Consider the following 20,598-nt stretch of genomic DNA (forward strand, 5'->3'; position numbering starts at 1 on the left):
GCGTGCCCCACCGTTCGGAGGCGACTCAGGGCCCATACGTCAGGACTTGCCCGTCCTGGGAGAACCCGCAACCCGTGACGAACCAAGGAAGCGGAAGTAACCGTACCCAAGTCCCAATAGCAACGCCACAACAAGCGACTGAAGCCACACTGGGCTGCCTGCAGCTACGGCGACGGCCGCTTGGACTGTGGATTCAATTGCCGCAGCGGGCTTAACGTGCGCAGCGGCAACAGCTGCGGCGGTGGTTTCAGCGGGTTCCGGCGTGGCGGTAACCTCCTCCGCCACCGCCGCTTCCCGGGTTTGCTCCACAGCGACGCTCGGCTCTGGCTCTGTGGTCGGAACAACAACGGGAGGGGTCTCCACCACGGGCGGAACCTCGACCGGAACGACGGGAGGAACAACAGGGGCCTCGGCAACGGGAACCACGGGGGGAGTCTCGACTGGGACGTCCGGCGTGGTCGGTCCAGGGTCAGGGGTGGTCGGCTCGGGAGACTGGCTGGGTGTCGGAGAGGCAGTGTCGCTGGGGGTTGGCGCGGGTGAGGTTTCCGTATCCGTGCCGGTATCGGAAACCGTGACTAACGGATCTATGTCGAGGGTGGTTGCCCCCGCCATGCTGACGGGCCCGGCGGCCAGTGCCGTCAGGATTGAAGCACCTAGGAGCACGTGGGCCGACTTTTGTTTCCAGCCGCAATCAAACATCGGCGGTTCCTCCCCCAGAATATGAAATAGGTCAATACGTCAACGGCTCAATTTGCCGCCCTGAGTGGCGAGCACATTCGACGCACGTTCCACAGTCTACCCGATGGCTAAATTCGGTTGTTTTTCGTGTCACCGTGTATTGACTCCCGACGGGCTGAAATGCCAGCCCATTCGGCGCGGCTAGGCTTGTACTATGCAGTCCCATCCCGCCGCCCGGTCCCTCTTCCTTCGTGCAACCTCCTCGGTGGCGGCCGGCGCCGTTTGCCTTGGACTGGCCGGCTGCTCGCCCGTTGTGGACGTTTCCGCGGCCACGGACGCCGCCAACCCCGCCTGCGCCCCCATGATGGTGGCACTGCCCGACGCCATCGGCGATTCCGCACTGAGGAAAACCAACAGCCAGGCCACCGCGGCCTGGGGGGACCCGTCGCAGGTGGTCCTGCGCTGCGGGGTCAACGTTCCGGGCCCGACGACGGACCGGTGCGTGAGTGTCAACGGTATCGACTGGGTCATCAAGGAGGGCGATCCGGTGTGGACGCTGACTACTTTCGGCCGCGAACCCGCTACGGAAATACTGATGGATCCTGAGAAGGTCAGCTCCGCGACAGTACTGGCTGATCTTTCCGCCTCCGCCAGCAAGATCCCGGCCAGCCGGAACTGCGTGGGCCAGGAAGAACTACAGAACTTGCCGTCCAGTCAGTAGGTTTCGCCAGACCCAATCACCGATTACCGCAGGCCGGTCTTCCGGTTCAACGCTAGGTAGATCAGCTCATCAATCAGGTCCGCATAGCCCAGGCCTGAAGCTGCCCACATCTGCGGGTACATGCTTTTGGGCGTGAACCCGGGCATGGTGTTGATCTCGTTGATGATCAGTTCGCCGTCGGGCGTGTAGAAGAAGTCCACGCGGCTCAGGCCTTCTGCACCTACAGAGTCAAAGGCGGCTGCCGCGAGTTCACGGACACGAAGAATGGCTTCCTCGGGAATGTCGGCGGGGCAGCTCAGTGCCGCCGCGTCATCCTCAACATACTTGGCGTTGAAATCGTAGAATTCGTGCGTTCCGGCGGCGACGGAAATTTCGCCGGGCATGGATGTCCGGGGGGAATCGGTCCCCCGTCCTTCCAGGACGGCACACTCAATTTCACGCCCTACGATGCCGGCCTCGATGACCAGTTTGAGGTCGTGGCGTCGGGCTTCTTCGACGGCTGCGTCCAGCTCCTCAAGCGAGTCAACTTTGGAGATACCCATGGACGAGCCTGCCCGCGCCGGCTTGACGAACACGGGAAAGCCGAGCTGATCCACCTGTTTGCGGACAGCCTCCGCATCCTTGACCCACTGACGATCCGTAACGGCAATATACGGCCCCACGTGCAGCCCGGCGGACTCGAAAACCACCTTCATGTAGTGCTTGTCCATACCCACAGCCGACGCGAGCACGCCGGCGCCGACGTAGCGGGTATCGGACAGTTCCAGGAGTCCTTGAATGGTGCCGTCCTCGCCAAAAGGACCGTGAAGCAGCGGAAGCACAACGTCCACCGTGCCGAGTTCCTGCGGGACCTGGTTCGGTGAGGCGACGATCAGCTGGTGCTCGCCGCCGATCTCGGCCAGCGTCACTGTTTCCGACGACGGCGGGACCTCCGGCAGTAACGACGAGGACAGCGACCACTGGGCGGTATCCCCTGCAGCCAGCACCCACTGCCCCGATTTGGCGATGCCGATGGGGATGACATCATATTTGTCTTTGTTGATGGCGCCCAGGACGCCTGCGGCGGTCACGCAGCTCACGGCATGCTCGCTGGACCGGCCACCAAAAAGCACCGCGACGCGGGGTTTGGCCCGGGGGGCTGAGTCCGCTGCGGTCAGGTTATCGTTGGACATCGTCAGTAATCGCCTTCGGGTTTCAGGTCCCGGGCCAGCAGCAGCGGCCCCAGTTGGTCAACGGACAGTTTGCCGGCCAGGACGGCTACGACGGCGGCAGTAATGGGCATCTCGACGCCCAGCTTCCCCGCAAGTTCATGCACGGCCTGGCCGGATTTGATGCCTTCGGCGGTTTGCGTCATCTTCAGGGCAAGCTCATCAAGGGTGAGGCCCTCACCCAGCAGCCGCCCGGCCGTATGGTTTCGCGACAGTGGCGAGGAACACGTTGCCACCAGGTCCCCCAGGCCAGCCAGCCCCGCCATGGTCCGGGCCTCGCCACCAAGGGCAAGCGCGAGCCTTGACGTTTCGGCCAAGCCCCGGGTGATCACGGAGGCTTTGGTGTTGTCCCCCATCTGTTTACCTTCACAGATGCCGACGGCCAGCGCGATAACATTCTTGACGATGCCGCCGATTTCCACGCCAACCACGTCCGCCGTGGTGTACGGACGGAAGTACGGTGCGGTGCAGCTCCTCGCGATCCAGCCTGCGGCGGCCGCGTCGGTACAGGCCACCACGGAGGCCGTGGGTTCCTCGCGGGCGATCTCCATGGCCAGGTTGGGGCCGGAAACCACTGCGATGCGGTCCGCGGGAATCCCCAGTTCGTCGCTGATAACCTCGCTCATCCGGGCGTCGGTGCCGAGCTCCAGGCCCTTCATCAGTGACACCACCATGGCGTCGGGAGCGATCAGAGGCTTCCATTCACGGAGCTGCAGGCGCAGTGACTGGGCAGGAACAGCGAGGACCACCAGGTCTGCGCCCGCCAGTACATCGCTGACGTCCGTGGACGCCGTGATGCTGGGCGGCAGCTCGGTGTCCTTCAGGTACTGGACGTTACGGTGGGAGCTGTTGATCTGTTCCACCACTTCGCTGCGGCGGCCCCAGATCCGGATGGTCCGCTGTTCCCCCGCTGCCCGTGCTGCATCGACCAGGATTTTGGCGAATGTGGTTCCCCAGGAACCGGCGCCCAGGACGGCGACGGAGCGGGCGGAACCCTGACGGCTTCCGTCGGCCATCAGGTGGCATCCGCAGCGTCGTCAGGATTTCCGCGCTCAACGAAGCGCCCGTGCGTGGCTTGATTGTGCTTGGCAGGGTCCCAGCGTTCAGCAGGAGGCTCCTCCCCGCGGATGCCGGACAGCAGGGCGGTCACGGCATCCATAATCGTGGCGGTGGCTGCGGTCAGCGTTGCCTTGTCCAGTGGCCGGCCGGCGTACTGGCTGAGGTCCACGGGCTTGCCCACCATCACGCGGGACGTCTTGCGCGGAAATAGGTGGAACCGCTTGGCGTAACGCGGGAAGACCTCGTGCGCGCCCCAGTGCGCGATCGGTACCACGGGAATGCCCCCTTCCAAGGCGAGGCGGGCAGCACCCGTGTGTCCCTTCATCGGCCACAATGCGGGATCGCGCGTAAGCGTACCTTCGGGGTAAATGATGATGGCCCCGCCGTCCGCCACAATCTCCTGGGCGAGCTGCAGTGAGCGGTTCGCTCCCGCCGTCGAGCGTTCCACCGGGATTTGCCGGGTGGCACGCAGGACCGCGCCCAGGACCGGCACCTTGAACAGCCCGGCCTTGGCCAGGAAGTGCGGGGCGCGCTTCTGGTTGTAGAGAATATGCCCCACGATCAGCGGATCGATTTCCGTGCAGTGGTTGGGCACGGCAATGAACCCGCCGGCGGGGAGGTTCTCGAGGCCTTCCCACTTCTTGTTCATCATGGCGTTTAGCACCGTGCGCACTATGGCTGCGACCACTACGAATGTGGCCTGGCTCTTGGCCGTTTCCTTCACGTACCCACCGCTACTTTGTCGAGGTGATGTCGAAGTCGGCGCCGAGGCCGGACAGCTTTTCGGTGAAACGCTCGTAGCCGCGGTTGATGATGTCGATCCCGGTCACGCGCGACGTGCCGGAAGCGGCCAGCGCCGCGATCAGGTGGCTGAAGCCGCCGCGCAGGTCCGGTACGTCGATGTCGGCGCCCTTCAGCTGGGTGGGGCCGGAGATGACGGCAGAGTGGAGGAAGTTGCGCTGGCCGAAGCGGCACGGCACACTCCCTAGGCACTCGCGGTGCACCTGGATGCTCGCGCCCATCCGGATGAGCGCATCGGTGAAGCCGAACCTGTTTTCATAGACGGTCTCGTGAACGATCGAGACGCCTTCCGCCTGGGTCAGGGCCACCACGAGCGGCTGCTGCCAGTCGGTCATAAAGCCGGGGTGCACGTCCGTTTCCAGGACCAGCGGGTTGAGCTTGCCGCCGCGGTGGTAGAAGCGGATGCCGTCCTCGCCGATGTCCATGCCGCCGCCTACCTTCCGGTAGGTGTTCAGGAACGTCATCATGTCCCGCTGCGAGGCGCCTTCGACGAAGATGTCGCCTCGGGTCACCAGCGCTGCGGAGGCCCAGGACGCTGATTCGTTGCGGTCCGAGAGGGCGCGGTGGTTGTAGCCGCCCAGGTCCCGGACACCTTCGATGCGGATGGTCCGGTCCGTCTGGACGCTGATGATAGCGCCCATCTTCTGCAGCACGGCAATGAGGTCGATGATCTCAGGCTCAGTGGCGGCGCCGGAAAGCTCGGTGATCCCTTCGGCGCGGGTGGCGCTGAGCAGTACCTGCTCCGTGGCGCCCACCGAGGGGTAGGGCAGATTGATTTTGGCGCCGTGCAGGCCCTTAGGGGCCGAGATGTGTATGCCGCCGGGGCGCTTTTCCACCACGGCGCCGAACTGGCGGAGCACGTTGAGGTGGTAGTCGATGGGCCGGTCACCGATCTTGCAGCCGCCAAGGTCCGGAATGAAGGCCTCACCGATGGCATGGATCAGGGGTCCGCAGAGCAGGATGGGGATCCGTGAATCACCGGCGTGGGCATCGATCGCAGTGCTCGGGGCGGTTTTGGCCGTCTTCGGATCCAGGGTGAGGTCGCCGCTGACGGGATCCTTGACCACCGTCACCCCGTGCAGCTGCAGGAGCGAGGTGACAACCTCCACGTCCTTGATTTCCGGCACGTTCCGCAACACGGACGGTTCGTTGCCCAGCAACGCTGCCACCATGGCCTTGGGGACCAGGTTTTTGGCCCCCCGGACGGTGACGCGGCCTGTAAGCGGGACGCCGCCGCGGATTGTCAGAACACTACTCATATACCGGTTTCCTTACGATTACTCGCCCCCAAATCCTTGCAAAGGCTCCAGCTAAGCATAGGAGGTTGCGTTACCGAACCGAAATACGGGCGGGTTTGAAGGCCGCTAGAATCCATTACGGTGCAGCCCGGCGTGTCGGTCCCGGGCCATGAATTAGCAAGTCTGCCGCTTGCCGGTTGTGAGCCGTTCCGCCGCTCCGACCGCAACATCCATTGTAGAAAAGAGCAACTGCAGTTGAACCCCGCACCTGAGCTCGAGAATCCAACCACAGAGGGCCTGACTACTGCGGCACAGGACCAATTGGCGAGCCGCCTGGCCGCTGTATCAGCCCAGCTGGATTCTGTCCGTGCTCAGCGGGATGCCCTACGGCGCCGGGCTGAGAAACTGACTGAACAGCGTGACGAGGTACGTTCTGAACTGACACGTGTCCGCGAGAATGCGGCGAGCGTGCGCAGAGCTCTAGAAAAATCACGTGAGCGAGAAGCCTTACTCGACGCCAGGGTTGTAAAAGTGCGGGAAAAGCTAGCGTCTTCCCGGGACACTGTGGGGCGACTCCAACGGCAGAAAGTGGTGCTTAGGGAGCGGTCTTCCGCGGAGGCAACCCTTGTCCGCAGTCTTGAGCGTGGGATTGATTTCGATCATTCGGCCATAGAGACCATCCGGGAACTGCTGGCAAGCCGTCTCCATGTGCGGGCACGCTCGTTGTCTCAAGCATTGCTTGACCATTCGGGGACCGAAAACGCGGGCCACGTGGGCGTCGCTCTTGTAGCTGCTCATCAAGACCTCGACGACCTTGCCTACCACCACTTCGCAGCTGTTCCAGACAGCTTTCGTCTGGCCCACGCTCCCAACGAGTGGATTAGCCTGCAGTTCGCGATGAATCCCGACGAGGCTTTCCAATTCGTCATGGAGAACATCAAAACCTTTTCACTCAATCACGGACTCCTCGTGGCCACGGTCCGCTGCGCCTACAGGGAAAAGCGCCGTGACCTTGGACAACGTCTTCTGGAGGTGTTGAAGGGCATCGCCGCAGCATCCGGCAGTCCATTGGTGCTAAACGGGCGGGACCTGACTGACTATCACTGGCTGGTGGCTTGGGAAGAACAAGCTGGCGAGACGACCCAGGGCAGCGGGTCATTGATTCCAGGGGGGATCAATATCGGTGTTCTTGACTACAAGCAGCCGGACTTCCTGAGACAGTCCTCCAATCTTGGAGACTATGTGCAGACCTTGGGATCATTGGGCCACCTCCTGAGTTTTGGTAACGCCCAGTTCGCCGGCGAAAGTTCGCTCGTTGAGACCGCCAATTACCTCCAGCCACGCCTCCGGCCGGAATTAGTTAATGACGCAAAGGTATCCACCGGCGTCAACCTGGTGCGGGTGGACCGCGATGCGAGCCACTATAATGTGGTCCCAAACAACACGTGGATGGTCGCATTCGGCTGGTATATGCACAGCACTTTTCGTGGCAAATTCGACTTCCCCTTTAATGAAAACATAAATCCAATCTTTATTTCGTTCCATATCCAACATCGCAAAATGTTGACGCCGGAAGCTATTGACTACTTGAAAGCACATGGGCCGGTAGGTTGTCGCGATTGGACAACAACTTATCTGCTACTGAACGTGGGCGTTGATGCATTCTTCTCTGGGTGCCTGACAACGACTGTTGATGCCTTCTTCCCGCACATCCCGACACTGTCAACGACTGCGTTCGCTATTTCTCGTACAGCCTTAGTCGACACCCCTGTACCTGACACGCTGGTCGGGCAATCTGGCGTCGACAAGATCACGCAGGCCGGTGAGGACATATGCCGGGCCAGCATAAAGGAAAATATACTCAGCGCGGTCCGACTCCTGGAGGAATATCGCACATACCAGACCATAATTACGTCCCGACTGCACTGCTACCTTCCTGCGACGGCGCTCGGGTGTGACGTCGAGTTTACTCCCCGCCGCCTGTCCGATGTCAGATTCGACGGGCTGCTGGGGATGAAGCCTGGGAACAGCCTTCTGCGCAACACCCAGGATGGGCTACGGAGCAAGCTCCGCTCCGTCTACGCGTCAATCCTGTCTGGTACCTCCCCTGAAGACGTTTACAAAGGCTGGCGATCTCTGGTTGCGGACGATGTAGCTGCAGCCAAGGAGAAGTTGGCGCGCCCCGTAGTCGATTCGAAGCCCAGCTTTGACGAGAGGGCAGCTTGTAAAGCCGTCACTGATGCCCAAGTTCTTCGGAACCTCGACGCTATCGAGGGCAGAGCGGACGTTGTGAACATAGCACTCGCCGCCGACCAGAACCTGCGTCAGGAAGTTCCGGTGGTAATCGAAAGTATCGTGAGCAACACGACGCGCCCTCTGCACTTCTGGTTCGTCTCGCGTGGCCATGGCCAGTCCGACTACGACGAGCTGGCGAAAACATTTCCACAAGCCGGCTTTACATTCCTAGCTTGCGACAATATCGATTACGGTGAAATCACGGGAATGTTGAAACATATAACGGTGTCAACCATGGATCGGCTGCTGCTTCCGCTTCTATTGGAAAAAGTGGATCGAGTGATTTACCACGACATCGATGCAGTAACCTGCACAGATATCGGCGTGCTTTTCGATCATGATCTCCAAGGCCACCCGCTCGGGGCCCGGTCCGCGCGGGCGGCTTGGGCCGAAAGCGGCTTCAGCAACGTATACCGTGCTGCCAACAGGCTAGAACACTCAGCGGCCTTTGAACTTCGTCGCAGGATGCACAAGGTGCTCACGCATGACTTCCTGGCATTCAACGCCGGCATCATGCTTCTTGATCTGAAGCGAATGCGCGACGACAATTTTTGCCAGCGTTACATTCCGTTCGCAGCAGAGTTCGGCATGAACGATCAGGAGATCCTCAATTGCTACGCTGGCCCTGAGCGGTTGCGCTTGGATCCGACATGGAATGCTTTACCGCAACAAGAAGTCGTGGTGGATCCCAAGATCATCCACTGGGCTGGCGCGGCGAAACCATGGCAGCCTGAGTATATGACTCATAAGGACCAATGGAACCGATATGTGAATCAGTTGTCGGCGCGAAAAGGGGATAGATTCCCAGCCAAGAAAGTCGTCCCGGTACGTTAATCCTTCTCAGGAAAGGCGGGCCGGGAGCGTCTTGGGCATAAAGGCCGGACGTGTGGCCTCAAAAACGGTGATGTCCTCTTCGTGCTGGAGTGTCAGGCCAATATCATCCAGGCCTTCCAGGAGGCGCCAGCGTGTGTAATCGTCGATTTCAAAAGGCGCCACGATGCTTCCGCAGCTGACGGTCTTCGACGGCAGGTCAACGGTGACTTCGGTGCCCGGGGCATTTTCCAGTTCTTTCCAGATCAGCTCGATATCGTCCTGGGCGAGCTCGGCGGCCAGGAGCCCCTGCTTGCCGGAGTTGCCACGGAAAATATCGGCGAAACGTGACGACAGTACCGTCTTGAAGCCGTAGTCCTTCAGAGCCCAGACGGCGTGTTCACGGGACGAACCGGTACCGAAATCCGGGCCCGCCACCAGGACGGAGCCGGCGTTGAACGGCGCCTGGTTCAGGATGAAGGCAGGATCCTTGCGCCAGGCGGAGAACAGGGCGTCTTCGAAGCCGGTGCGGGTGATCCGCTTGAGGTAGACCGCGGGGATGATCTGGTCCGTGTCAACGTTGCTCTGGCGGAGCGGGACGCCGATGCCGGTGTGGGTGGTGAACTTTTCCATGGCGGCCTCCTAGGCTGCGTCGGTGCGGATGGCGGCGGATTCAGGAGCCGGATCGAGGTCCGACGGCGAACTCAAGGTGCCACGGATAGCTGTGGCCGCTGCCACCACCGGCGAAACCAGGTGCGTACGGCCGCCCTTGCCCTGACGCCCTTCGAAGTTACGGTTGGAGGTCGAGGCACAACGCTCTTCCACCTCGAGTTGGTCCGGGTTCATGCCCAGGCACATCGAGCAACCGGCGAAGCGCCATTCGGCGCCGAAGTCCTTGAAGACCTTGTCCAGGCCTTCAGCCTCCGCTTCCAGCCGTACGCGGGCCGAACCGGGTACCACCAGCATCCGGATATTGGGGTCCTTCTGGCGCCCGCGTATGATGTCCGCAGCGGCGCGGAGGTCCTCCATGCGTGAGTTGGTGCAGGAGCCCAGGAAGACCGTGTCCACCCGAATGTCCTTCATCGGCGTCCCGGCCTCGAGTCCCATGTACTGCAGGGCGCGTTCGGCGGCCGCCTTGGCGTTTTCGTCGCCGAAGTCCTCCGGGGACGGCACCTGGGCGGAGAGCGAAACGCCCTGGCCTGGGTTCGTGCCCCAGGTGACAAATGGCTCCAGTGTGTTGGCATCCAGGTCCACCTCGACGTCGAACGTCGCGTCGTCATCGGTCCTCAGCGTGTTCCAGTACTCAACGGCTGCATCCCAGTCCGCGCCCTGCGGCGCGTGCGGGCGGCCGTCCATGTAGTCGTACGTGATCTGGTCCGGGGCCACCAGGCCGGCGCGGGCACCGGCTTCGATGGACATGTTGCAGATGGTCATCCGCGCATCCATGGACAGCGCGCGAATGGCGGAACCGCGGTATTCCAGGACGTAGCCCTGGCCTCCGCCGGTGCCGATCTTGGCAATCACGGCCAGGATGATGTCCTTGGCGGTGACGCCGGGGCGCAGGGTGCCTTCAACGTTGATGGCCATGGTCTTGAACGGCTTCAGGGACAGCGTCTGGGTGGCCATGACGTGCTCCACTTCGGACGTGCCGATGCCCATGGCCAGGGCGCCGAACGCGCCATGGGTGGACGTGTGGGAGTCGCCGCATACAACGGTCATGCCAGGCTGGGTGAGGCCCAGCTGCGGGCCAACAACGTGCACGATGCCTTGTTCAGCGTCGCCGAGCGAGTGCAGGCGGACTCCGAACTCCGCGCAGTTGTTGCGCAGCGTCTGGATCTGCGTGCGGCTAGTGAGGTCAGCGATGGGTTTGTGGATGTCCAGCGTGGGAGTGTTGTGGTCCTCCGTGGCGATGGTGAGGTCCGGGCGGCGCAGCTGGCGCCCGGCCAGGCGCAGGCCCTCGAATGCCTGCGGCGACGTCACCTCATGCACAAGATGAAGGTCAATGAAGAGGAGGTCGGGCTGGGCGTTGGCTCCTTCACCGTCGCCTTTGCGCACCACATGTGCGTCCCAGACTTTCTCGGCCAGTGTCTTTGCCACGGCCATCTCCCTTCACTGCTGTTTGACTGTTTGGTTCCACTGAACCAGCAGGGCCGCAATATGTGCCAGCCCAAAGATTTGCATCTCAGATAATGAGACGGCAATATCATTACATGGACAATTCTAGTGGAGTCGGCGTCATTGATAAAGCGGCCCATGTGCTTGATGCATTGGAGGCCGGACCTACCACGCTGGCACAGCTGGTGGCCGCCACGGGCCTGGCCCGGCCCACCGTGCACAGGCTCGCCCTGGCCCTGATCCACCACCGGCTCGTGAGCCGCGACATCCAGGGCCGGTTTGTCCTCGGCAGCCGCCTGGTGGAGCTTGCCTCCGCCGCTGGCGAGGACCGCCTCATCGCTTCCGCCGGGCCGGTCCTGATGCAATTGCGCGACGCCACCGGCGAAAGCTCCCAGATCTTCCGCCGCCAAGGCGAATGGCGCATTTGCGTGGCCTCCGCAGAACGGCCCATCGGCCTGCGTGACACCATCCCCGTGGGCACGAAACTCTCCATGAAGGCAGGCTCCGCCGCCCAGGTGCTGCTCGCCTGGGAAGATCATGACCGGCTCCTTGAGGGCCTGCAGGCCGCGCGTTTCACGCCTACCGTGCTGGCAGGCGTACGACGGCGGGGCTGGGGCCAGAGCCTCGGCGAACGCGAGCCCGGGGTCGCCTCGGTCTCGGCGCCCGTCCGGGGACCGTCCGGACGCGTCATCGCTGCCGTCTCGATCTCCGGCCCTATCGAGCGGCTCACCCGCCAGCCGGGCCGCCTCCACGCCGAGGTGGTCTGTAACGCCGCGCGGCTCCTCACCGAGGCCCTGCGCAAGAGCAACGATTGAGGCCTCGCGTCCGTCCGGACCTGGCTGCCCACAGCTAGGCTGTCCGCATGAACAGCTACGCAGTTTTCCTCCGCGGCATCAACGTTGGCGGGATCAACATCAAGATGGCTGACCTCAAGAACGCCCTTGCATCGCAGGGGTTCGCCGACGTCAAGACACTGCTGGCCAGCGGCAACGTGGTGTTTGCCAGCGACGAGGATCCTGCCACGGTCAAGCGGACCTTTGAGAAGTGCCTGCGTGAGGCGTTCGGCTACGACGCCTGGGTGGTGGTTTTGACGGCCCAACGGGTCTCCGAACTAGTGGCTGCCTGCCCGTACCCGGCGGACGATAAGGCAACGCACACCTATGTCACACTGGCCTCGGACACCGCCATGCTCGATGAGCTGGACGCGGCTGGCGCAGCCCTTGACGGGACTGAGCTGAAACGCCTCGGCCCGGAGGCTCTGGCCTGGCTGGCTCCGGCTGGCGGGACGCTGGACAGCCCCTTCAGCAAGATCTCGTCCAAGGCTAAGTTCAAGGCAACCACTACCACCCGCAACCTGCGGACGCTGATCAAGGTCAGTGACGCCGCAACCGCCCTTGCCTAACGGCCTTAGCCTCCAGCCGCCTTCAGCGCCGCGTTGAAGGACGCGAGCCTGGTGACCTCAACTTCCACCGGCTCCACGACTAAGTCACGGGCAACCTCGCCCACGGCTGCCCGTAGCCGTTTCCTGGCCCTGGCTGCCCGCGCCGTCGCGGCTCCTGCCCCAATGAACTTTCCGGTAAGCGCCAGGAAAATCCCCAGCACCACGCCGACGGCCATCATGAGTGTTGGCACTGGCCAGCCTTCCACTTTGGGAACCTCGGGGAGGGGCATTTGGAGATAGCCGATCCCCGCCAGCACGCCAAGCCAGCCCAGACCGGCCAGGACCGTCAGCAGGGCGAGCCACTGGACCACGTTGAAAATTCCCCACCACCATGACTTCCGGGACGCCATCAGGTCTGTTCCCGCGATGGCCTGGTCCAGGGCATCCGGCAACGCCTCCCGCCCTTCACGGGCGGAACCCCGGATGGCCGCACGCCACGGTCCGGGTGCTCCCGCACTCGCCGCGTCCGCAAACTCACGGACGGCAGCATCCGTCCTCGCGCGTTCCGGGGCGCCCGCGGCCGGGAGCGAGGTCCGGTTAATTTGGGACGGTGAAGAGCTTCTCAGATTGAGCCGGCGGAGCGGATCCGGCCGGAATCGCACCAGCCACCGCGTCACCGGCCATCCCGTGCGGCGCGTCGACTCGATACGGTAGGACCGGGCGACGGCCTCCACCACGATGGGCACGTTGGAGGCCGTTGCCAGCTCATCGGTGAGCCGGGATTTAGACGCCGGCCTGACACCGGCGGCTTCCCCGGCGCCGGAGGCCTCCCGGAGCTGCCCGGAGGCCCGCGAAACGTCAGCGGCCAGCCGCTGTGAAAGTGCCTGGCGCTGCCCCGCCACGGTGCGGATGGCGCTCCGGACCTTGTCCACGCCGGTGCCTTTCAGGGCGGAGGCTCCCAGGACCTGGACCTTGCCCAGCCCGTCGCGGGCGAGGATACCTTTCAAGGACTCCAGCACAGGCTGCACGTCCCGTTCGGGCAACCGGTCCACCTGGTTGAGGACCACCAAGGTCACGGCGCCATGTGCGGACAGGGGCGCCAGGAAATCGTTGTGGACTGCCGCGTCGGCGTACTTTTGCGGATCCAGGACCCAGACCAGGACATCGACCAGGCCAACCATGCGCTCCACGATCTCGCGGTTCGCGGCCCTGGTGGAATCGAAGTCAGGCAGGTCCAGCAGGATCAGCCCCGTGCCCTCATCCGCGAAGCCTGCCACGGGCTCGGCATGGTGGCGGTTGCGCACCTCAAGCCAGTCCAGCAGCGGCTCGCTGCCGTCCGCTCCCCAGACACCTGCCAAGGGTTCCGACGTTGTGGGCCGGCGGGCGGCCGCCGTCGCGATTTCAACGCCGCTGACCGCGTTGAACAACGACGATTTGCCGCTGCCGGTGGCGCCGAAAAACCCTACAACGGTGTGATCAGCCGAGAGTGACCGCCGGGAGCTCGCGCGTTCCAGGAGCCGGAACACCCCCTCAAGTGCGGCGTCCGGCAAGACGCCCTCGGCGAGTTCGCGCGCATCGTTGAGGGCTTGGAGCCTGCGGTCCAGCTGCGAGGCTTCACGGGCGACGCTGTGGCGGTTCATGCCTTGTCCGCCAGCCGGGCCAGGGCAGCGGCATGGTGGGTCAGGATCCGGACGGTGTCCGCGCCGCCCTCCGGCAGGCGTTGAAGGAACTTCTCCTGTTCTGCCTGCAGCAGCCGCTGGCACCGGGCGTGGAGGTCATCTCGCGCCGTCTGCGCGAGACGGCGGACAGCGTCTTCGCCGAACACTGCCTCCAGAAGTCGCTGTCCCACGACCGCTGTACCGCCCGCCACGCCGATCTCCAGCCCGGTGAGGCCGGCGGTCATGGAAAACACGACGATCATCAGCGCGGCACCCAACCCGTTAATCCCGAAGGAAAGCCACCGGGCCTGAGTCCGCTTGCCCTGCCCTTCCGTGCGGATCAGTTCCATCAGACCGGCCTGCCAGGCCCTGATCTCCGCTGCGGCCACCTCGGCAAAGCCGGGGCTGGTGCCGGACAGATCATCCGCCCCCAGGAGCTCGCGGCCGGCCGGGTCCGAACGCCAACGCTGGTCAGTTTCTTCGCCGGCGTTGGCGGCCTCGTCCAGGATGACAGCCTGCAACCCCGTTTCGATGGCGTCCTCAACCCGTACGGCTGGTGTCGGCTCGCCCCGGAAGAACGCTCCCATGCGGTCCCGCAGCCGTCCGATGTTCTGTTCCAGCGCCCGGAAGAATTCCCCTGTTCCGACAAAGTCCTGCCAGCGCGCCAGGACTTCCCCGCGGAGGAGGGCGCCGTCCTTTGTTGCGTCCAGGATCCGGGTCCCGGCATCGCGATAGGCATCCTCAGCTGCTGCCCGGAGCGTGGCTGCGGCCCGCTCCTGCCCCTGGACTGCGTGGGCCACGGTGCCGACCCGCCCGGCCAGCGCCTTCACCGTCCCGTTGAGGGTCCGGCGGGCAATGTCGGACCGCCCCGCGGCGTCGGCTGCAAGTTCCTGCAGCCACCGCCGCAACGGCTCCACGGCGCTCGATGGCAGCATGCCGAGACTGTCCAGGTCAGTCTCCGGCACGATGAACAGGCCGGCATCGCCGAGGCCTTCCTTCTGCAGCAACGTGCGGAGATCGGCGCTGACTTCGGCTTCCGCCTCCGCCGGTACACGATCCAGGACCACGGCCACCATGATGTCCCGCGAGGACGCGTCCAGGAGCAGCTTCCAGGGGACCGCGTCTGCGTAGCGGTTGGCAGTGGTCACAAAAACCCAGAGGTCCGCGGCGGCCAGCAATTGACCGGCGAGCCTGCGGTTGTCATCGGAAATGGAGTCGACGTCGGGAGCGTCCAGCAACGCGATCCCCTGCGGAACAGCGTGGTCCGCCACCAGCACGAGGGAAGAAATGGCCTCTGCATCGGGTGCTGCGCCGGCCCGGCTGGCCGGGACGGGTTCCGTGGAGACGGTACCCCGGATCCGGTTGAGGGTGGGCAGCACACGGTGGCCCTCGAACCACCCGGCATCAGCCGGGTGGTGCAGCAGAATGGGCTGCCGGGTGGTGGGCCTGATGGCGCCGGAGCGGGTGACCGGGTGACCCACCAGGGCGTTGACCAGCGTTGATTTGCCGGCACCGGTGGAACCCCCGACGACGGCCAGCAGCGGTGCGTCCAGGCTCCGGTACCGCGGCAGGATGTAATCGTCCAGCTGGGCGACGGCGTTCCGGGTGTCCTGGCGTGCCTGCTCGACATCCGGAAGGGCAAGCTGCAACGACACCGCGGAAAGGTCTCCACGCACGGCCTCAAGCAAGGCCACAGCCGGCTCCGACTCAGCGTCTGGCTGGCCAGGCTGCGTTTTCGGTGCGCGCAGTGGCGGTGGAGGCTGCGTGGGACGAAGCCCGTCTGAGGAGGTCACAGCATCATCATGCCAGTCGCGGCAGCTTTTTCACCCGGGCCGGGTTTGCCCTGTTGCCGCCACTGCGAAGTCCACAACGAAAAAACGGCCCCGGGCTGATGCCCGGGACCGTTTCATGGTGACCCCAGCGGGATTCGAACCCGCGTTACCGCCGTGAGAGGGCAGCGTACTAGGCCGCTATACGATGGGGCCGCGTACTTCCAGGAAGTTTTCACTTCCATCCGGCGCCAGGCCGGTTTGCTAAGTGAGTATTTCATACACTCAGCGCTTGTTTCAAATCGGCGAACCGAATCAAAACCACTGATTTGCCGCGGTTAGCCTGCGACCAAACAGAGCTGGGATACCAGGACTCGAACCTAGAATGACGGTACCAGAAACCGTAGTGTTGCCAATTACACCATATCCCAATGATACTTTCGGGCCGGAGTTTCGGGCTTCAAGCCGCGCTCCGTGCGCCTCAGCACGAGAAATTACTTTACCCGAGACTTTGGGCTGGCACAAATCGGCGCCGGTGGCCCGGATACGAGGCCTGGCCAGATCACCCAGAATGAGTCTACTCCCACTAAATTACCCGCGAGTAACCAAGCCTTCGATCGATCACGACGCGCCAGTCAGTGGCATGAAGCTGGACTGCCCCCAGATTAAGAACTTGACCGCCATTCCTTGCCCCTGACGCGGCCCTGCTTGTTGGATCGCTTGCCAGACGCTCCGAATGCTCCCGCCAGAAAAGCTTATCCTCGCGAACCAGGTCCCGTGTGCCGTCCTGGGTGACGACGTAGCCGGTCACCACTTCGCAACCCAGCCCTTGTTGCTGGATCCTGATTGCTTGAACCATTTAATTCTCCCAGCGACGCCGGTTACGTCGACGTACTCGGAGCCGATAGGCGCGATGACTACGCCCTCCGGCGACCCTTTTCCGGTGCTCGAGGTGATCCCAGTGATGCCGACCGTGATCTTTTCGGTCGCCACATCGGACCATCGGGCGGATGACTGCCCGAGAGCCTGCGTGCCGTCCGCGCCTGGCACGACGGCGCCGGAGGAACCGCTGATTAGCAGCCTGACCAATCCGACGGATTCGTCGGTGACCGTGTAGCCCAGCCCGCCGCCGGCGACGTTGCCGTGGCTCCATCTGTGTGTGCCGAGGTCTTCGAACGCGACCCGCGCTCCAGTAGTACCCCCGTAAATCACATCAAAACCTGGAGTCAGACCTGAGTTGTCGCGGAAGAGTCGGCCGTCCGGGGCGTAATAGACGCCTCGACCGACATAGTTGCGCACGTCAACACTCGTGCTGCCGACCATCGCAATTGGGCCGTTGTAGATCATTTTCGAGCCGTTGCCAGCCGAGAATGCCTTATCGATGATAAGAACCTCTGGACCACGGGCATCTTCCTGGTATACCGCTAGGGCTTTGATCTCGACGAATGCGCCCCGCTCGGTCGTGTTCTCCATCTGAAACAGCGGTTCGTTGCGGACGCGCCGTGTGTTCAGATACGGGATAGTTACGAGGTCGTTCATGTTCGAGAAATGCAAGCGAACGTCAGAATGAGATCCGCCGTCGAACTCGCCACTGATTACGCCACCGAAGTCGTCGGCCCAAATCATACCTGTACTCATCCGGGCGTCGACGGGGTCGTGTTCGCCATGGGTTTTCTGGTCGTTGATGTGGAACTGGATTCCACCGACGACGGCGACACCAAGTCCGGCGTACGCTTCGATGTGAATGTTGGTCCATTTGACGTCGGTGTTGGTCGCGCCGAGCCGCCCCGCACGGTCTGGGGTGTAGACGTCCATCACCGCCATCGCGAAGGGGGTCTTTGTGACGGCCAAGGTTGCGGTCACGTCGAGCGTGACCTGCGTCGGGCTACCATAGGCGGTGATTGTGGCCCGCAGTAGCCCCGGGCCGAACGGGCCTTGCTTGGCGTTACGAATGTGGATCACCCTCCCAACGTCGTCAGCCCGGAAGCAAGGTCCATTCGCCGTCAGCGTCTGGCTGCCGGCGGTCATCGTCGCCAGGGCGGCGTCGAAGTTGCCCTTCGCCCCTGTGGCGTCGAGCGCCGGCGTCGCGACCGTGTCAATCACTGCATGGGTGCTGTCTATGGTGGAGGCGATCCGATACATGATCCGCATGTCGCTGTTCGAAGGTGCCAGGAAGAACAACATCCCAACGTCGCTGGCGCCAAATAATGGCGCCGAAGCCGTGATTATGCCTGTGGCCGCGACGACGGTGAAAGACAGCCCATTGGTGGATTTGTAAAGGAAGTTCCGGCCTCCATAATAGGAGACCGTATCCACGGCGCGAATGTTCTGCAAAGAGCTGCCCCGGAAATGGGTGTTGTTGGAAGGACCGAATTTGACGTGCTCCATGGTCGACTCGGACCAGCCGCCATTGTTCATGAAAACCGGGTTCACGCCGCCGTCCCGGCTCACGGACCGAAACTGAAGATTCGCGTAGCTAGTCGGGGATGACCGGTCAGCATACGCCGGGTCATAGTTTTTGATGAGTGATTTCTCCGCGCCATAGAAATCCGACACCAGCCAGGTGTTCTCGCGAGACTCACCGATGATGCTGATCGGTTTGCTGGCCGAGTTGATTCGCCAGATATTCCACTCGTCACTGAACCGGTACTTGCCGTCCGGGATGTAAAGTGACCGGCCGAAGGCGAGGGCGGCGTTGAAAGCAGCCTGGAAGGGACCTAGATTATCAGTTCCCTTCCCCGTACCGGATTCCCAGTCACCTTTGGCGCCGTAGTCGGTGACGCAGATCCGCTGCTCACCCTGTCCAACGGCGTTCGCACCATTGTTAGACCTGCCGGCATAAGCGGCCGATAGATTGGGAAGTTGGGCAGTAGGGATTTTGGAGTCGGTGTCCAGTGTGGCCACACCCGACGCCACGCCTTTTTCCGCGACCGGAACGTACGCGGGCGGCTTGTCGCCTGCGGCATAGGCCCGGTTAGTTCCCATACCCGAGACCGTGGAAACGCCTGTGAAGGCAGCTATCAAGCTTCCGGATGTGAGCAGCCGACGGCGCAGAACGCCGGCGTGGAGCGCGGGCGACGCCGACTGTTCGCAATCTTCACTCTTATTAGCCACGGCTGCACCTCACTATGACTGGCTGAGCCACATCGACGATTGTTCTCAGCATCAGCAATCAGCCCTTTCAAACTAGTGTTTCCTCGTCCCCAAAAACTATTTGCTAGGCTTTTTGTGAACCACAGTGGAGGCTACGTGTCTATTTGATAGGGACTACCTGTTTCCAACGCTCGAGTACTGTCGCCGTGTCCGGCCAGCCGCTTAATTCCACGGCCAGGATGACACCACTATCGGGCCCGCTGGCGCCTTTCCAAGACAGGCGCCACCGAAGGCAGGAGTAGCGCGGCCGGCGGTCAGACAATGCGGCCGGGTGGCCGGCCGCTGCGATACCCGAGGTGACCTTGGACCGTCGAAATCCGGTGCCGGCAACCCCTCTTGTTGAGCCAGCCGCCCACCAGTCCTGCCGACGTCGAACCTTCAGCGCCCACGAGCCTGCGGTCGCCACAGTTGGAGTCTCCTCAGAGGCGGTCCCGAAAAGGCGGACGCCTTCGACATAGATGGTCCCATCAGGCATGGCCCCCTCACGGTGTCCGGGCCAGACCGGACGTACGGTGCGTTCCAGGCCGGTGCCCTCGAGCTTTGCCCGCTGATAGTCAAGACCGTAGTTGCAGACGGCACTCTAGGAAATGCCGGCCGCGTCCAACAGGTCCAGGAGCGACAGCACGTCCGCGGCAGCGCGATTCACGCCGGAGTTCCCAGGGCGGCACGTCCCCGCACGAGCCGGCGGTCGTTGAAGGTCAGCTCCCCCGCCAAGTACCTCCAACTGGGGCAGTTCCATGCCCGGGCAGCATGAACCGAAGTGCGAGGCCCCCGCGCTCTACTCCGCGGCCAGCTGGCTTGCCCGGAAGGTAGCGTCCCCGGCCTTCTGTTCGTCGCCTAGCCGCTCATAAATTCCCGCCAGGATAAGCCAAGGCGTGTCCGAGGAAGGGTCCAGGGTTGTCGCCTTCTCAAGGTCTTCGATGCTGTCATCGACTAATCCAAGCCCGAAGTTTGCTACTCCGCGTTGAACGAACACGCCAGCCGAGTACGGAGCCCGAACAGCCAATTCATCCAGCCGGGCCTTGGCTGCTAACACATCCCCGCTATACAAAGAACGAATAGCCGTTGCAAGGCCTGCTTCCAATGATTTCGGGGTACCGTCCAGTGCCCGGGCGCCCCATCTCACGGCACCGAATGCCGCCGTCGAATCCCCGCTGGTTGCCGGTCCGGCGAACGCCTGCGCTGCCAGAAGGCTGGTGTCGCTGTCCCACGGGCGGAGGCTGAGCGCAGCTTGGAAGGACTCCTCGGCGCCTGCCATGTCACCGGCGCGGGTGGCGCGCACGCCCTCAGCCATCCGCCACGCAGCTGCAGCGGCGGGAACGGTGATCGTCAGGGCCACGACAGCGGAAGCCACTCCGGCCGACTGGGCTAACGCTTGGGCACCCTTGAGATCCATGCTGACAAGACCTCCACAGATGAAGGCGACCAGCCCCGTGGTCCCCGGTGACGTGAAATGCGTCAGCAGCGCGAGAGCGTAGGCAACTACAGCCACCAACGCGACGGTCAACTGCTGGCGCTGCGCAGGCTCCGCTGTATTTCGAATTCGGAGCACGGCAATCCGAATAAAGAGAATGGCGAACCCGACTGAAATCAATAGCAGCACCAGAAGTTTGGCCCAGACACCGAAAGTGCCCTCCCGATTGAAAGGCAAGGGCAGCTGCGGAAATCATAATAATGCTCAGAATTGCAAAGAGGATGCGGCTCCACGCCAT

15 protein-coding genes and 2 tRNA genes are annotated in these 20,598 nt (G+C 63.0%); 4 read left to right on the plus strand and 13 right to left on the minus strand.

The features are described from left to right. Positions 1–39: 39 nt before the first annotated feature. Complete coding sequence (locus tag ACZY1F_RS14135) at positions 40–663, minus strand: hypothetical protein (RefSeq protein WP_463942379.1); 624 nt, start codon at positions 661–663, stop codon at positions 40–42. A 229-nt stretch (positions 664–892) separates the two neighbouring features. Here ACZY1F_RS14135 and ACZY1F_RS14140 point away from each other — a divergent pair, with 229 nt between their 5' ends. After that, a complete protein-coding gene (locus ACZY1F_RS14140) occupies positions 893–1,399 on the plus strand; it encodes a DUF3515 domain-containing protein (protein WP_463942381.1) in 507 nt (168 codons plus the stop codon). Between the two features lie 23 nt (positions 1,400–1,422). Here ACZY1F_RS14140 and ACZY1F_RS14145 read toward each other — a convergent pair whose 3' ends face one another. Genes ACZY1F_RS14145 through murA form a run of 4 tightly spaced genes read right to left on the minus strand, consistent with a single transcriptional unit; the run spans position 1,423 to position 5,726 of the window. Then, positions 1,423–2,571: a D-alanine--D-alanine ligase family protein gene (locus ACZY1F_RS14145; protein WP_463942382.1), complete on the minus strand. Its 1,149-nt coding sequence runs from the start codon at positions 2,569–2,571 to the stop codon at positions 1,423–1,425. 2 nt (positions 2,572–2,573) lie between these two features. Further along, a complete protein-coding gene (locus ACZY1F_RS14150) occupies positions 2,574–3,623 on the minus strand; it encodes an NAD(P)H-dependent glycerol-3-phosphate dehydrogenase (protein ID WP_463942384.1) in 1,050 nt (349 codons plus the stop codon). Beyond that, positions 3,623–4,390, minus strand: a complete 768-nt coding sequence (locus ACZY1F_RS14155) for a lysophospholipid acyltransferase family protein (RefSeq protein ID WP_463942386.1) — start codon at positions 4,388–4,390, stop codon at positions 3,623–3,625. The genes ACZY1F_RS14150 and ACZY1F_RS14155 overlap by 1 nt, the downstream gene beginning before the upstream one ends. A 10-nt stretch (positions 4,391–4,400) precedes the next feature. Continuing rightward, positions 4,401–5,726 (minus strand): UDP-N-acetylglucosamine 1-carboxyvinyltransferase, encoded by a 1,326-nt coding sequence (murA, locus tag ACZY1F_RS14160; RefSeq protein WP_463914982.1) that lies wholly within the window; start codon positions 5,724–5,726, stop codon positions 4,401–4,403. 120 nt (positions 5,727–5,846) lie between these two features. Here murA and ACZY1F_RS14165 point away from each other — a divergent pair, with 120 nt between their 5' ends. Next, positions 5,847–8,834 carry a glycosyltransferase gene (locus ACZY1F_RS14165; protein ID WP_463942387.1) on the plus strand — a complete coding sequence of 996 codons (2,988 nt, stop codon included), beginning with the start codon at positions 5,847–5,849 and terminating at the stop codon, positions 8,832–8,834. Between the two features lie 6 nt (positions 8,835–8,840). Here the strand turns inward: ACZY1F_RS14165 and leuD are convergent, their stop codons facing one another. Further along, positions 8,841–9,443, minus strand: a complete 603-nt coding sequence (leuD, locus tag ACZY1F_RS14170) for a 3-isopropylmalate dehydratase small subunit (protein WP_463942389.1) — start codon at positions 9,441–9,443, stop codon at positions 8,841–8,843. A 9-nt stretch (positions 9,444–9,452) separates the two neighbouring features. Next, positions 9,453–10,907 carry a 3-isopropylmalate dehydratase large subunit gene (gene leuC, locus ACZY1F_RS14175; protein ID WP_463942390.1) on the minus strand — a complete coding sequence of 485 codons (1,455 nt, stop codon included), beginning with the start codon at positions 10,905–10,907 and terminating at the stop codon, positions 9,453–9,455. A gap of 113 nt (positions 10,908–11,020) precedes the next feature. Between leuC and ACZY1F_RS14180 the strand changes: the two genes are divergently transcribed. Beyond that, a complete protein-coding gene (locus ACZY1F_RS14180; protein ID WP_104061235.1) occupies positions 11,021–11,740 on the plus strand; it encodes an IclR family transcriptional regulator in 720 nt (239 codons plus the stop codon). Positions 11,741–11,787: 47 nt separating this feature from the next. Continuing rightward, positions 11,788–12,327: a DUF1697 domain-containing protein gene (locus ACZY1F_RS14185; RefSeq protein ID WP_463942391.1), complete on the plus strand. Its 540-nt coding sequence runs from the start codon at positions 11,788–11,790 to the stop codon at positions 12,325–12,327. Positions 12,328–12,332: 5 nt separating this feature from the next. Here the strand turns inward: ACZY1F_RS14185 and ACZY1F_RS14190 are convergent, their stop codons facing one another. The 6 genes from ACZY1F_RS14190 to ACZY1F_RS14215 all read right to left on the minus strand — a co-directional run bounded on the left by ACZY1F_RS14190 (position 12,333) and on the right by ACZY1F_RS14215 (position 20,537). Beyond that, the gene (locus ACZY1F_RS14190; protein WP_463942393.1) at positions 12,333–13,946 is read right to left on the minus strand and encodes a GTPase; all 1,614 of its coding nucleotides are present in this window, start codon (positions 13,944–13,946) and stop codon (positions 12,333–12,335) included. Beyond that, entirely contained in the window at positions 13,943–15,658 is a 1,716-nt protein-coding gene (locus ACZY1F_RS14195) for a dynamin family protein (protein ID WP_463942394.1), read from the minus strand. The genes ACZY1F_RS14190 and ACZY1F_RS14195 overlap by 4 nt, the downstream gene beginning before the upstream one ends. Before the next feature lie 215 nt (positions 15,659–15,873). Then, a tRNA-Glu gene (locus ACZY1F_RS14200) sits at positions 15,874–15,949 on the minus strand. Positions 15,950–16,092: 143 nt separating this feature from the next. Beyond that, positions 16,093–16,164 (minus strand) — tRNA-Gln (locus ACZY1F_RS14205). Between the two features lie 376 nt (positions 16,165–16,540). After that, the gene (locus ACZY1F_RS14210; protein ID WP_463942395.1) at positions 16,541–18,847 is read right to left on the minus strand and encodes a hypothetical protein; all 2,307 of its coding nucleotides are present in this window, start codon (positions 18,845–18,847) and stop codon (positions 16,541–16,543) included. Positions 18,848–19,664: 817 nt separating this feature from the next. Then, positions 19,665–20,537, minus strand: coding sequence for a tetratricopeptide repeat protein (locus tag ACZY1F_RS14215; RefSeq protein ID WP_463942397.1), 873 nt, complete (start codon positions 20,535–20,537; stop codon positions 19,665–19,667). Positions 20,538–20,598 lie beyond the last annotated feature (61 nt).

The sequence above is a fragment of the Pseudarthrobacter xylosi genome, from assembly GCF_055412765.1.

Coding starts and splice junctions, on each gene's coding strand:
- ACZY1F_RS14140 (WP_463942381.1), top strand. CDS start 893: ATGCAGTCCCATCCCGCCGCCCGGTCCCTCTTCCTTCGTGCAACCTCC.
- ACZY1F_RS14145 (WP_463942382.1), bottom strand. CDS start 2,571: ATGTCCAACGATAACCTGACCGCAGCGGACTCAGCCCCCCGGGCCAAA.
- ACZY1F_RS14150 (WP_463942384.1), bottom strand. CDS start 3,623: ATGGCCGACGGAAGCCGTCAGGGTTCCGCCCGCTCCGTCGCCGTCCTG.
- murA (WP_463914982.1), bottom strand. CDS start 5,726: ATGAGTAGTGTTCTGACAATCCGCGGCGGCGTCCCGCTTACAGGCCGC.
- leuD (WP_463942389.1), bottom strand. CDS start 9,443: ATGGAAAAGTTCACCACCCACACCGGCATCGGCGTCCCGCTCCGCCAG.
- ACZY1F_RS14180 (WP_104061235.1), top strand. CDS start 11,021: ATGGACAATTCTAGTGGAGTCGGCGTCATTGATAAAGCGGCCCATGTG.
- ACZY1F_RS14185 (WP_463942391.1), top strand. CDS start 11,788: ATGAACAGCTACGCAGTTTTCCTCCGCGGCATCAACGTTGGCGGGATC.
- ACZY1F_RS14190 (WP_463942393.1), bottom strand. CDS start 13,946: ATGAACCGCCACAGCGTCGCCCGTGAAGCCTCGCAGCTGGACCGCAGG.